Raw genomic sequence first — 13,807 nt, forward strand, 5'->3', positions numbered from 1 at the left:
GATGCCGGCCTCGATCGCCATCCGTCCGCCGAACGGCTTCAAGCCGGTGTAGCTGAGATAGGCGTTCTCGACCCCGGAGACGCCACCGCCCGGAAGGGAGCCCGGCGCCGCGCCGCCAAATCCATCGGACGAGCCGCCGAAGTCGTAGACCAGCGCGAAGTTCCAGTCGTTGAAGAACTTGCCGGTGAGGCCGATGCGCGCGCGGCGAACGTTCTGGCCGCTGTCAAGCTTCTGCGGCACGGTCGCTGCGGTGTTCGGACGATAATCGTCGCCGCCGACATCCCAATGCACACGGCTGGTGATGGCGACGCAGTTGGCCTGGTCGGCGGTGCAGATGGTCGGCCGGTTGTTTGGCATCGTCACGACGACACCGGATGCCGGCGCCGGTCCCTTGACGGGTATCGCCGCGTGGGCATTGGCGACCGCGGCCTTTGCCTCCGAGCGCGCCTCGGCCTTAGCCTCAGCCTTTGCTTCGGCTTTGGCCTTCGCCGTGGCCGCCGTATTGGCCGCGGTCTGACTCTGGAGCTTGTCGAGCTTCTGCTCCAGCAGTTTCAATTGCTGCTTCAGCAGTGCGATCTCCTGCTCGCTGCTGCTCGCCGATTGGGCCTGGGCCTGTGAGGATGCCAATGCGGCGGCGAGACTTAGAGCAACGGCTGCGTATGGTTTCCTGATCATGCTGAAATCTCTTCCTTAATCGTGGGCTCTGTTCTAATTGCAATGAACTTTCGGGTGGCTGCTGCCGCTCATGCAAGAATGCGCGGAGGCGAACAAGCCTGAAGCGCCGTTTTATGCTTCGTATCGCCTCTTGGGGCGTGTCGACTAAGGCACCCCTTAACTCGACCCGCCGAAGGCAAAATGGCTCGGGGCATTCATTTGAGCCCGCGCTCCGCGATGGCTTGTTCTTCGGCAGCTTTTCGGATGCAACGTCCGCTGGCGGTGAAAATCGCATTCGTTACCGCCGGTGCGATGATCGCAGTCCGCCGCCTCGCCGAGGCTCCGGGATTTTCCCTGCTTGGTACCATCTGGGTCTCGATGCGCGGAACCTCGTCAATCCGCATGGGCGGATAAGTATCGAAGTTGGACTGCTCGACCCGGCCGTCTTTGATCGTGATCGCCCCGCGCAACGCCGCGGTCAGGCCGAAGGTGATTCCGCTCTGCACCTGCGCGTCGATCATGCCGGGATGAACCGGCAGTCCACCGCGCAGACTACGCGCTCGACACGGACATTGCCCTTGGCATCGACCGCGACTTCGGCACCTGCGGACAGATAGCGGCCAAACGCAAATTGCAGCGTCGGCCGTATGCCGCTTGCCGTTTACCTTGAGAACATATGGCATTCTGCACCAGTCAAACCTTGGCGTACATCGGCCGCTCCGGAATAAACTCAGATCGCTAGGGACACGTTCTACTCGATGGCTGGCGCCATCGGCACGGATCCGACGTGCTCAGCTCGCGACCAGGCGCCCCGGCGATTTCAGATACTTCGTTGTGATTGCATCGGCCGCCCAATAGGCCAGAGCTCCGACAGTGCCCGTTGGATTGTGCGACGGGTTTTGCGGAAAGGCGCCCGCGCCCATAACAAACACGTTGGGAACGTCCCAGCTTTGCAGATACCGGTTGACAGCGCTGGTTGTTGGATCGGCTCCCATAATGGTGCCGCCTGTCGTGTGCGTCGTCTGGTAAGGGACGATCGAATAAGGTGCCTTGCGATAATTGATGCCCATTTTGTCCGGGTTCATGTGTTTGGCGATATCGGCTGCACGATCGGTGCAGTACTTCGACATGTCCAGATCGTTTTTGCTGAAGTCGAACGTCATCCGCAGCAGGGGATTACCGAATCCGTCCTTATAGTTCGGATCGAGGTCAAGATAATTGCTGCGCTGGGCTGTGACGCTGCCGAAAGACGCGATCACGAAAGTTCGGTTATACCAGTGGGCAACCGATTGCTTCCAGCCTTTACCCCAGCGAGGCTCGCCGGGTGGCAGGTTACGGAAATCGATCGGCCGTTGCCCCTTGCTCTCGACACAGATGTAAGAACCGCCCACGAAGCCGAGCGGCCCATGATCGAAGTTGTCGTAGTTAAAATCGTCTATGATCATGGCGCACGCACCGGCGCCCATGAACGGGTTGAAGACTTTATCGTTGAAGTGCGCGGTGACGCTGCTGGACATCTGGTAGGCGTAATTGCGCCCAACGCCGCCTTTGCCGGTCTTGGGATCGTAGATGCGACCGATTCCCGAGAGCATCATCAGCCGTGCGTTATGCAGGCCAAATGCGCAGAGCAGTACCATATCGGCGGGCTGTTCGAACTCGCGACCTTGCGAGTCGATATAAGTAACGCCGGTTGCCTTTTTGCGGCCGGAGTCGAGATTGACCTTCGTGACATGAGAAAGCGTACGTAGCTCGAATCTAGGGTCTTTCAGCAGAAGTGGCAGAAGCGTCGATTGCGGGCTTGCTTTCGCTGACATTTCGCAACCGAAGCGTTCGCAGAACCCGCAGTATACGCAGGAGCCCATGTCCACCCCCTCGGGGTTCGTGTAGGCTTGCGTCACGTCTGACGACGGCTGAACATAGGGGTGAAATCCCATTTCCCGCGTAGCATCCTCGAACATCCTCATTTGAAAGCTGCGCTTCATCGCCGGATTTGGATATTCGCGCGCACGGGGCCCTTCGAACGGATTTCCGCCCTCCTGGATCACGCCTTTGAGGTTGCCGGCCTTCCCGGCGGTGCCGCAGAGATATTCGAAGCGGTCGTAGTAGGGCTCAAGCTCGTCGTACGTAACCGGCCAATCTTGTATCGTCATCTGGTCGGGAATGAATGTCTTGCCGTATCGCTCGCGATAATGGCTGCGGATCCTGAATTCGCTCGGCGCGAACCGATAGTGCTGGCCATTCCAGTGGACGCCTGCGCCGCCCACACCGTTTCCCGGCAGGAACGATCCCCAGCGCCTGATCGGCAGCGCCGTCTGGTCAACGTTGTTGCGGAACGTGAGAGTTTCGCGGGACGCGTCCTGCATCAGGTCGTGACGAATGGCGAAACGCAATTCGTCATGAATCATCGGTGCGGCAAAGTTCGGGATTGTGTCGCGCATCCCGCCGCGCTCGATCGCCAGCACGTTGAGTCCTGCTTTTGTCAGTTCCCTGGCCAGCACTGCCCCGGTCCAGCCAAAGCCCACAATGACTGCGTCGACGGGTTTCAACTTCGTCGCCATCGTAATTCTCCTTCGATCTGAGATCAGCTCAAGTCAGAAATGCTTTGACTTGGTTCGGTGTAGGGCTTGTTGTAAGTCGTATCGATCAGGTCGATGAAGTTACCGGTCGCCCCGCTATAGCCGATCATTTTCCACGCTGCCTTGTCGCGATTGCCGCCGTAAGCGGGATCGCTGAAGAAGCCTTCCATCACGTTCTGATAGAGCAGATCGAGGAAGAGGCCAGCGGGGAGCGGTCCTGAATCCGCTTTGCCTGTGCCGAGATCATTTAAGACCTCATCACGCTGACTTTCTGTGATCGATGAAAAGTCCTTGCCGTATGTCTTAGTGCAGTATGCGTTGATCGCGGGGATGGCGGCGCGATAAGCTTCCGCTGGAGAGAGGCGGACCTGCCACCCTTGTTGGGGCTCCCCGGGATGCCATGGACCTTGCATAAACATTTTACCGCCTTGCCCGAATCCGCCTGCCAATTGCTGATCGATGAAATAGGCAATGCCCAGATCGACGCCGCGGGCCGTCAAGTCATCCGCCGGAATCATATGATTGACTGCTGCCTCCACCCAGGCGGCCTCGTCGGGATTGAGGAACGTATAAGAGCGCTTCTCTGGTGGTGCCGAAGTTGGCGACTCTGCGGGTGAGGATGCTTGAGCAGTCTGCTTCCCTCCCATTTGCATCGCATGCTCTGCTGATGCGGGTTGTGGGGCTACTGATCCGCCAGTTACGCCGACGACTCCAATGACGCCCGCTCCAACAACGAATTCACGACGTTTAATGGTCATGGCTGACCTCGCCTTTCAAGTTGTGACGGCCCGAGTCGGCCGAGAGGAAGAACCATGATTTGGCGCAGCGGCGTGAAATCGCCCTCTTCGTCCCCTGCGCCAGCATAGGTGTCCGTAGGTCCAGTGGATTGCCGGTGTGCGAGCACTCGTCGCCGGTCAGACGGGACGTGGCGGCCCCAACGGCGAGAAAGAGCTTCTTCTTGTCGCGGGTGATGCCCTGCACGGTCAGCCCGACGGATCGGGACATCCAGAATGGCCTCGACATTGTCGTTCTCCAACCAGCGCCGCACGGTTGTCGAACCGGTGTCAGCCTTGTTCTGGTGATCTCTGGCCACGATCTCGATCGGCCGCCCCAGGACCTTGCTCTTAAAATCGCCCACCGTCATTCGCGCTGCGACGACGCAGCCTCGGCCGCCATTGTCGGCATAGAGCGACGACATGTCAGTGAGCACGCCAAGGCTGATCGGTCCGTTCTGTGCGGTGGCAGACTTTGCGAACGTCACGAGCGCCAGCGCCAGCCCGAGCGACTTGTGCGTGCCGCTTCGGGCCGATCCCACCGAGACATGCATCCTTTTCCCCCAACCCCAGTACTGTCATCTTGGCCAGAATGGCGCGTCGGGGAAGTGAAAGTCTTGCAGGGTGGTCCTGAACCACCTTCATGTAAGACCGTCCACTATCGCCACGGCCCTACTTTTTGGCGATCAGATGGGTTGCTCCGCCGAACGTAGAGATCAACCGGCATAACCCTGCCGGAACGAACAACCGGCCGCTCCGGCATTCAGATCTGGTGTCGTCAACTTAGATTAGGTTAGGGCGCGGACTCACGCGCGGCCAGCCATCGGCGGAGAGATGCGAGTTGGACGAACGCAAGGTAGTTTCCTGCAAGCCTGTCGTAGGGCGTCGCCACCCGACGGCACTGATTGATCCGGTTGAAGAACCGTTCGACGAGGTTGCGAGCGCGATAGAGGTACGGGCTAAAGCAGATCGGATCGCTGCGATTGCTTTTCGGCGGGATGTTGGCCCATGCGCCCCTCTTCATAGCAAGCTCTCTGATCCAGTCTGAGTCATTGCCACGGTCAGCAAGCAGCATTGACCCGGACTTCAGTCGAGACAGCAGTTTTCCGGCAGGTCGAATGCGTGGGCAGGACCGGGGCAGTCCATTAATAATCGGCGAGTTCGGAGCGCATTTTGTGAGTTTGAGTCACGGGACTCGCGCCAGACGCAATGATTCCGGGCCAGCCCTGAAACCGCCGAAAATGACCTTGGCGGAGTTGAACGCGGGACGGCGTCACTGCAACTTTACTTACGTTATTCTCGAACAATGGCTATTTCCATTTGGCGAGGAATGTCCTTGATATCCGTTCCTGCTGTCACGCCTGGCCGCCGAATTTCGATGACGTCCGTTTTTGAGGAGACCTCTCGTCTCGGGTCGGATGGAAACCACGCTTGGGTCGCTCTTGCTGACTCCAGACAAGAGGCGACAGCCGGTATGTATGGTGGTTGGACAGCAGCCTTCTTGCTCAGGGCAGTCTTGAGCGATGCAATCGATCAAGGTAGTCCCTCGACGCTGAATGTTCATTTTATCAAGGCAATCACATCAGGGCGCGAGAACAAACTCCGCACGGAAAATATCGACGGTAGTCGCTCCCTCTCGATTTGGCAGGCCGAAGTTCAAGTCGTTGGAACCGAAGGCGTTGCGGCGATTGCTGCCGTGATTTCGTCAAAGCGTCGCGAAAGCCACAACTTCCCGGACATGTACATGCCCTCGGCGCCGCCTCCAGAACTCTTGGCGAAGGTGCAGGTGCCCGGCACAATTCAACACATATCGGCCCTGCCGCGGTTGGCCTCCGTTCAATCAGCCGGATACCCGGTCATTGGTTTGGCTGAGAGATCGCTCCAGCCGTCCGCGGGACGCCCTTCACCTAGCCTATCATTCTGTTAACTCCCTACCTCGGACATGGTACCTAAGACCGGAGGCCGGGCCTTATTCGACGATTACGATGTCGACCTATTTTCATGCTACTCAGCAAGACTGGGCAACAGCAGGGGACGACTATATCCTGATCGACGCGTTCGGCACACGCGCGGAATCGTGAACGCTTGGTGTTCGCGCCAACATGTGGAGCCGTGGCAGCGTCGGCTTGCGACGACGAAGCAATTGGGTTGGTTTAGATTCGGCCCGGCCGTCATATGAGCCGTTGGTTGAGCCGAGACGACCACCTAGTTTTGGGACCCCGGGTTTTCGTCGCGGTCGGAAGGAATGATCTTGGCAGGTTCGTCGTATCCGGAGCGGCTGCTGTAAAAGAGAAGAGTCATCAATCCAGCCCCGACGATCAGAGAAAAGAGTACACCAATTGCCATCGCAAGGTATCCTGAGGGAGGAACACCTGCTTCTGCTGCTGACGACCATCCCAGATACGCAAGCACCGTCGCAACAGCCAACAAGGCCAACAGGATGCTGATCAGCACGTAGCCACCGATGCTTATGGTTCGGACATTGGAAGCGATGTCCCGCCAGATCGAACCCCACCTGATGATCCAGATCTTCATCATGCTGAGCCTTTCCTGAAGCAATGAGATATGCCTCAGCAGCCTCTGGTGGATGGATCACAGCTAATGCTTCAGTGCTGCAAGTCCCGCCTGTGCAATCTGAACATCATGATCCGGGGTATCGAAGCTTGCGCCAATGCCGCCGACGACCTGCCCATCGACGACGATCGGCAGACCGCCCTTCATTTCGGTGAAATCGCGCGCAGTAGTTGCCGCAAAACGACCCTGATTGATTGCATTCTCGAGCGCTTCGGTCGGCTTTTTGAAGAGCGCGGCAGTTCGCGCTTTTCCCGGCGCTAATTCCACGCTAGCAACGTAGGCGGCGTTGTCCATTCGCAGCAATAGGATAGGCCAGCCGCCATCATCGACAACCGCGATTACGCCGGCCAGTCGATTCCGCTCCGCTTCTGCTTTGGCGGCTGCAACGATCTTCTCCGCGGCAGCTAAAGTGAGGACTTTCTTGTCCACGAATTGAGCCGTTGCAGCATGGGGCTGAAGGGCGAGCGCAACCAGGGTGGTCAATAACATAAGTCGGCCGAGCTTCTGCATGGACATAGTCTCCTTAGACCGTGTGCGCGAATCCAACGCGATGCATACTAAGAGTCGGAAAGCCTCTGCGGGCTAGATCCTTAATCGGAGGTGGTATTCCAAGGGCGATGCGATATGGGTCGCAATGCGTCATCTCCTACAGCTAGTATTGACAGTTTTAAAGCTCTCTAGAAGTGCAGCGATTTCACTCATCGAATGAACACTATGCACTATGACGTTTGGGGAGCGAAACGAAACTGCCCGCCCGACTGGACTGCCGACGCAGTGGGACCAATCCGATTGTCGAAACACCATTGTAATGCCGCAATGACTTTGATGTTGCACACTTGGGGTTCGGCATGCCCTGCGGGACCGATTGAGTAAAGCGCAAAGAGGAGTCGCCCTCTCTCACGATCTAACGGTTAGCCGAACCGAGAAACGCGCTATCGATCACGTCACCTATCGGCTGCCACAAGCTGCCGTCAAACTGCACAAGTCGCACTTTCTTGATCGGCCTAAAGTCATTTGGACCGGTACTGATCTCAATTCCCGGGAGCGTGACTGAACTCTGAAAATCCTTCAAGGACGTGGCCTGTCGCATGATGTTCTCATGTGAGAGATTATCGCCACACTGTTCCAGCACTTGGGACAGCGTTTCGGCAGCAGCATAACCAAAAACAACGTTGCGATCTTGCCTGTCGCCATCGGAATAGTACTTGTCCATGAACGCTGAGAATCGCTTGAGTCCCTCGTCATCTTTCCATGCCGGATCGGCTACATCTTTCAGGAACGACGTAGAGACGACTCCCGCCGTGTTCTGCACGCCAGCCTGCGTGAGAGCGCGCAGGGCGGGCGCGGCGACGTTGGTGAGGATGACGACTGGGTACCAATTGATGTCCACCAACCTCCGCATCACGAGTTCAGCCGGTTTCGGCGAACCCGCGAAAACTAAAACCCCTGCCCCCGATGCTCTCAGAAGATCAATCTGCCTATCGATCGATTTGTCCGACATGTCGAAGGTACTGTCGGCTACGATCATGCGCGCCCAGTCCGCCATACCTTCCTTCAGACCTATCAACAGATCGCGGCCGAACTGATCGTTCTGCCAGAGCACGGCCAGCTTACGGTCCGGATAAAACGCCTGCACATAATTCGCATAGATGCGCCCCTCCGTGTGAAACGAAGGCTGCCAGCCGATTGTCCATGGAAACTCATCCGGTTTATTCCACTCTTCGTCGCCGGAAGCGACGAACAGTTGCGGTATCTTGTTCTCGTTTAGGTAAGATCGTACGGCGAAATTGCCCGGTGTTCCGAACGAACCAAAAATCAGCAGGGCATGGTCTTCGTCGATCAGCCGGCGAGTCTGCTCCAACGCCTTCCGCGGATTCGAGCCGTCGTCACGCGTGATGAACTTCACCTTCCGACCATTGATGCCCCCGTGATCGTTGATCATATTGAAATACGCAGATTCGCTCTTTCCAATGGAGGAAAAGTCCGTCAAGGGACCGCTATACGGCATGATGTTGCCGATGCGGATTTCTCTGTCTCCCGCGTCTTTCGTCTCCGATTCAGCGAAAGAGAGCATTGGTACGATAAGCAGCGATGCTGCCAACGCGGTCTTCAGCATCATGCGCATCTGGTAGGCTCCCCTCACGAGATCACTTGCATTTGGCGTCGCAACTCTCAAATCAAAACTTCAGCATGGCCTCAATGCCTACGAAATGCGCCGTCTTGGATGGGCCCGTATCCCGTATGAACTGCCCAGGCACGAATACCGAGTAGGACAGCGCCGCGCCGAACCAAGGGACGGGCTGCCAGCCCAGGATTATATCGGCTTGCGTTCCGATGTAGCGTGAGCGGCTGTTATCCGACGGTCGCACGAGGTCACCGCCGGGACCGTAGATTCCGTCACCAAGACTTTCACGCCAATAGAAGACTGTTGCCAGATCGAGGGTCCAATGCTGGTCCAATTGAAGGGTGAGCGTCGGGTGAGCATTGATCAGGTTGTATGGCCCGAGCAGGCCGATCTCGCCGAAATATTTTCCCTTGGGGAACAGTGGATTGAAGGTCTCAAGGGTGGAGTCATTTGGATTGCGGTCACCGCTGATGATGTTGGCCCGCAGGCCAAGCCGCGGGCTGAAGGTGACGCCGGCGAACGTGTAGCCCGTATCAGAGGCAATCGACCAGGCGCGAATATCTCCGTGACCGAAATGGCCAAACTGAGCCATGCCTTCGAAATTCCAGTCCCATCCCTCCGCGGCGCCGAAGATGCGACTGCCAATAGTGTGTCGCTCTTCGTCTCCGCGCCCCTGATTGAATTCTGCGGCGGCATTGCGGTAACCGATGTAGTAGAGGTCAAGCCCCGGTTTGGAGCTGATCTCGGTCAGTTGGCCAGTAGCATAGATCGACCAGAGCGAGCGTTCCGGATCGAAGCGGTCATTGAAGCTGCCGACCAGGTTTCGGACCGGTCGCGCGTATAGAGCGTCCAACCGCCACGGAGAAGATTGAATCGACGCCAATGCCGTGTCAAAGGAACGAAGCACGTTCGGGCCGTACCGCAAGCTGATCAACCGCTCAGTGCCATAAGACAGAAGTTGTCGCCCTCCCCGCAAGGTAAGATCAGTGCCGCTCGCCAATGGCAGCTTGATATCCGCGAAGCCCTGTAGCAGTTCTGTCCCGGTTGCGTCGATGCCGCCGACCATTTCCTTATCCGTGACCCACGCGCCAATCACCTGGCTGAACAGACGCAGGTTTGGGCCCAAATGCAGGTCCGCATATGGCAGCATCCGGTACCACTGATACTGGTTGACTGGACTCTCGCCCCAGTTGAAGTTGCGATACGCCTCCTCCCTGAACCGAAGCTCCAGGCCGAGCGTGAGGTCGGCATCATCGCCGAAGTCGAGCGGAATGTACTTGTATGGCTCCCACCAGGCTCCCGTTCGCTTTGCCGGATCTCGCAAATAGGAATAGTCCTCGTCATAGCGCAGGAGCGTCGTCTTCAGCGGTACGACATTCGATTTTTCCGTTCCAGCGACTTCTGCTGACAGCGTTTTCGCAGGTAGCGCGACGACAACCGCAACGAAGATGGCCGTCGCCGCGAGGACCGCGCCCACGGGGGCGGCCCTATCGACTAACTTTCCGGCCCCGAAAACTACAGAACAGTTAGCGTCTTCGATAGCGTCGATCTGCATCTTCGAATCTGTCCGCAAATTGGAAACAGACTGGAACGGTTAGATTTTCGATCCTTCTTTCAGCGTCGGTTCCGCCAATCGAGCAAGCAGCGAAATTCCGGCCAATAGCGGAGGCACCAAGAAACACCAAACGTTATAGTGCGCGTACAAGAGAGCGGCGGCGGCGCAGCCGACGGCAAAGACGATGACGTTCTTGGACATCATTGCGACGCGCGACCTGATTTGGGTAGTTGCAACGTTGTCCCTGGCGTAGATCATATCCGCAAGGTCGATCATGATCTGCGTGGTCGTTCCGGTCATCAGGGTAGAGGGAGGTGCGCTTCCAAGATAAAGCCGATGCACGGCGTTCTGGACCGCCATCGCCGCAACGAGCACCATTCCGGTAATTACCGCCTGCCAAGCGTCCCCGTCCTGGAACGGTCCAAACTCGATCGCGAGCACAGCGCCGATGATTAGCAGGAGAAGCTTGAGGCTGAGCATGGCTTCGAAGACCAAGCTCGAGCGCGGCGTTAATGCCGAGCTGAGTAGGCGGACAGCCATGACGACCGCACAGAAGACCGGAAGGGCCAGGAGTTTCGCAACGGCTCCCGATGTGCCGAGAACCAGCGACGCGCCAAGAGTCACAAAATTGCCGGTCACATGGGCTGTGAAGAGACCTTGCAATGCGAGAAAGCCCGCCGTGTCGACATAGCCTGCGGTGATGCTCAAGAGAAAAGGCACGATCATGGCGTTTCGACTCGACATCTGGGGCACTACCATCCGCGTTTGATCTCTACGCCTACGTAAGTTGAGTTGTGGCCGCCGGCGTTGCGCAATGCATCTCCGATCTTGAAGTGCACCGCCTCAACTGCAAATGAAGTCGCGCGATCTATGGACCAGTCGACTCGAAGCTGGCCGTAGCTTCCAGTATAGGCGCCTGGCCGGCCGGCGGTGTTCGGGACGGCGACATTGGGTTGAGTGTAGATCGCATCGGCCGCGGTCTGGCGCCACAAAGCCGCTGCCGCGAGCATGATCTTCACGGACGAACTCACTTGCAGGGACAGCGACGGCTTGATGTGGATCAAGTTGGTGTACCCGGTGTAACCAGCAAGCGTAAAGTAATAACCATTGGGAAAGAGCGGATTGAATGTGCCAAAGGTTCGCTTGGTGTTGCCGTCACCGGACGCCGCGTCGAGTTGGATACCTACTCTCGGACTCCATTTCACGTCGGCGAAGGTATAGCCAGCAATTGAGCCCACAGCCCAAGCCTTGATCGGCTCGATACCGATGCTTCCGGTCTGGCCCATTGCTTCGAAGTCGAAATCGAAATGATTGGCATTACCGTTCAGATGGACATCGAAAATGTCTCTGCGCTCCGCGCCGGAGGCATTTGCAAACCGCGCATTACCCTGGGTGAAATTGCCATAGTAACCAGCAATGAAGAGAGACTCAGAAAACTTATACTCCGTCCGCGCCAACCCGAAGGTCTGCGTAGTGACGCTGCTGTAATCATCGAATATCGTGTTATCGCGAACCTGAACCGGCAGGCTGTAGAGGGTGATGAACCGCCAAGCTCCAATCTCGTAGTCTGCCCAAGCGGCGTCGTAGGATTGCCGGATGTTGGGACCGTCGCGAACGGCTATGAAGCGCTGCAGGTCGAAGGCAAACTGCTGCCGTCCGGCCCTCAGCTTCAACGTTCCGCCTCCGACGGACTCGGTTAGAGCCACCCAACCCTGCTCAAGATCGAGTTTGTCCCGATCGACCGGCGTCAACTGAGTTTTCCAGGGCGCATAGGCGGCCTGAAATTGCACGAACGCCTGTAGTTCACTGCCTACGCGGAGATCGGCATTGAATTCGTTTCGGCTGATAACGTAATTCTGGCTGCGGTTCCCACCGGTGCCGAAATTCGCCGCGCTATTGGACTCGAACCGATCGCGGGTGCTCGCGCCGAATGAGAGGTACGTGTAAGGATCGACGCTGGACAACGGAATATATTTGAGCTCATCAAAGGGCTCACGCGTCACCCGAGGATTCGCCAGCACCGACCAGTCCTCCTGGTACCGGTTGAACATGATGGCGGGCCGCTGCGGCGCGGAAGGCTGAGACTTCTGATCATCCGCCCAGGCCATCTGAGACGCCGCAAGACACACTACGCATGTCGCCCATTCCCTGCCTAGAAACAATCGTCGCAGCGACAACGCCATCCCGCCCCCTCATTTTGGTACGGCTGCGTGAATCTCCGCAATATATCCGCCGGGAAATTGTACCATGGCTTCGAGCCGTCCATCAGAAGTATAGGGCTCGACAAGCACAGTGGCACCCGAAGCCTTGGCCTTGATCAAAGTTCCCTGCAGGTCTTTCACCTCGTAACCGGTCAGCTCCCGCCCGTACGGGTAAGGCAGGTGGCCATCGGTGACGAACACCGTCATCTTTCCGAATATCGATTCAATGCGGATGCGCCTAAATGTATCTTTCGCTCGGCCGATCTCGACGCCGGCGGCGTGCTGATCGTCGGAAACAATCTTTCCATGTGAAAACCGCAAGAAGCTGCGGGTGAAGGCGTCAGCGCGGTCGGGAGAGACATAAACGCGGTTCTCGGGAATGGTCTCGAATGCCGCATAGGACGGCTTCGTGGTGTGCCAGTACAGCTGCATGTTCACGCCGCCTGGCCACTGGATCACCGCATCGCGTCCGATGGGATCCGGAAAGGCTGCCACCAGTACGTCCGCGCCAGCGTCCCGGGCCGCATCGATCGCCTGGTCGAGGTCCGTAACGAGATAGCCCGTTCGCTCGGCGCCGAACGGGTAAGGAATGGACGTTTTGAATCCGAACAGGGACACGGTGCCAACGGGCGTCTGAAGAAGCTGGGAAGTGGTGCTGCTCGGCGTGGGCGTTACGGTGGCAACGACCTGCTTCGTGCTCTGGCCTCCGAACGTAGAGATAAAGCTGGCCACGAACTTGTCCACGTCTTCCGGAGCGACATAGACATGTGTGGTGTCGTATTGCGCGCCGACGCCAACCTGTGGCGCGGCAAGCGCTCCCTGATCCCGCGCGATTGCCAGCGATGGGAATAGCAATGACCAGGCGAGGAGAATTTCAATTGCATGACGTTTGCCGATCATGGCACACCTCGAACACGGAGTTGAGCGCTCATTTCGAGCGCAAGGACATTATAGACACAAGCACCAGGCCGGCGATCAGGCCCAGATGCTCAAAGAAGGCGTTGAGGGCCATGAAGCGGTCATGGCCGGTCATGGTCCAGAAAGCGTTTGCGGTAAGCATGGCGACTGCAGTCAGCACGCCGAGGCCTCCGGCTCCCAGCCACACCCAGCGTCCAAGAATGACGAGTACGGAGCCGCCGAGTTCGACGATGATGGCCGCTGTTGCCCAAAGCCATGCCGGCTGGAGACCGAAATGCGCCTGCTCGGCAACTGCCCCCGGAAAATCGAGAGCTTTCTGACCTCCCCCAATCAAGAACGCGGAGACGAGAGCTATTCTGGCTGCCGCCGCAAGCCATGGCCAGGACAGGATTGTAGCGACCCATCTCGGCGTATCCGATTTGGCGAACATC

13 protein-coding genes and 1 pseudogene are annotated in these 13,807 nt (G+C 57.8%); all 14 read right to left on the reverse strand.

Annotated elements, in window-relative coordinates; translation table 11 throughout:
• The coding region (locus IVA92_RS17025) for a porin (RefSeq protein WP_247276143.1) at positions 1-675 on the reverse strand (675 nt) is incomplete at its 3' end.
• Between the two features lie 194 nt (positions 676-869).
• A complete protein-coding gene (locus IVA92_RS17030; protein ID WP_247276144.1) occupies positions 870-1,175 on the reverse strand; it encodes a hypothetical protein in 306 nt (101 codons plus the stop codon).
• Between the two features lie 270 nt (positions 1,176-1,445).
• Positions 1,446-3,212 (reverse strand): GMC family oxidoreductase, encoded by a 1,767-nt coding sequence (locus IVA92_RS17035; RefSeq protein ID WP_247276145.1) that lies wholly within the window; start codon positions 3,210-3,212, stop codon positions 1,446-1,448.
• Positions 3,213-3,235: 23 nt separating this feature from the next.
• A complete protein-coding gene (locus IVA92_RS17040; protein ID WP_247276146.1) occupies positions 3,236-3,988 on the reverse strand; it encodes a gluconate 2-dehydrogenase subunit 3 family protein in 753 nt (250 codons plus the stop codon).
• Positions 3,985-4,557: an ABC transporter substrate-binding protein gene (locus IVA92_RS17045; protein WP_247276147.1), complete on the reverse strand. Its 573-nt coding sequence runs from the start codon at positions 4,555-4,557 to the stop codon at positions 3,985-3,987. Before IVA92_RS17045 ends, IVA92_RS17040 begins: the two co-directional genes overlap by 4 nt.
• Positions 4,558-4,796: 239 nt before the next feature.
• Positions 4,797-5,123: pseudogene (locus IVA92_RS17050) on the reverse strand (transposase); the annotation flags it as partial.
• Positions 5,124-6,208: 1,085 nt separating this feature from the next.
• Positions 6,209-6,541, reverse strand: coding sequence for a hypothetical protein (locus tag IVA92_RS17055; protein ID WP_247276148.1), 333 nt, complete (start codon positions 6,539-6,541; stop codon positions 6,209-6,211).
• A 60-nt stretch (positions 6,542-6,601) separates the two neighbouring features.
• Entirely contained in the window at positions 6,602-7,087 is a 486-nt protein-coding gene (locus IVA92_RS17060) for a heme-binding protein (RefSeq protein WP_247276149.1), read from the reverse strand.
• Between the two features lie 394 nt (positions 7,088-7,481).
• Entirely contained in the window at positions 7,482-8,702 is a 1,221-nt protein-coding gene (locus IVA92_RS17065; RefSeq protein ID WP_247276150.1) for an ABC transporter substrate-binding protein, read from the reverse strand.
• A 52-nt stretch (positions 8,703-8,754) separates the two neighbouring features.
• Positions 8,755-10,257, reverse strand: coding sequence for an alginate export family protein (locus tag IVA92_RS17070; protein ID WP_247276151.1), 1,503 nt, complete (start codon positions 10,255-10,257; stop codon positions 8,755-8,757).
• Between the two features lie 39 nt (positions 10,258-10,296).
• On the reverse strand, positions 10,297-11,001 hold the full coding sequence (locus IVA92_RS17075; RefSeq protein WP_247276152.1) for a DUF1275 family protein: 705 nt from the start codon (positions 10,999-11,001) through the stop codon (positions 10,297-10,299).
• 8 nt (positions 11,002-11,009) lie between these two features.
• Positions 11,010-12,365, reverse strand: coding sequence for an alginate export family protein (locus IVA92_RS17080; RefSeq protein WP_247276153.1), 1,356 nt, complete (start codon positions 12,363-12,365; stop codon positions 11,010-11,012).
• A gap of 84 nt (positions 12,366-12,449) precedes the next feature.
• Positions 12,450-13,358, reverse strand: a complete 909-nt coding sequence (locus tag IVA92_RS17085; RefSeq protein ID WP_247276154.1) for a glyoxalase — start codon at positions 13,356-13,358, stop codon at positions 12,450-12,452.
• Between the two features lie 28 nt (positions 13,359-13,386).
• The gene (locus IVA92_RS17090; RefSeq protein ID WP_247276155.1) at positions 13,387-13,806 is read right to left on the reverse strand and encodes a DoxX family protein; all 420 of its coding nucleotides are present in this window, start codon (positions 13,804-13,806) and stop codon (positions 13,387-13,389) included.
• Position 13,807: the final 1 nt, after the last annotated feature.

This window comes from Bradyrhizobium sp. 154 (assembly GCF_023073875.1).
Lineage (GTDB): Bacteria > Pseudomonadota > Alphaproteobacteria > Rhizobiales > Xanthobacteraceae > Bradyrhizobium.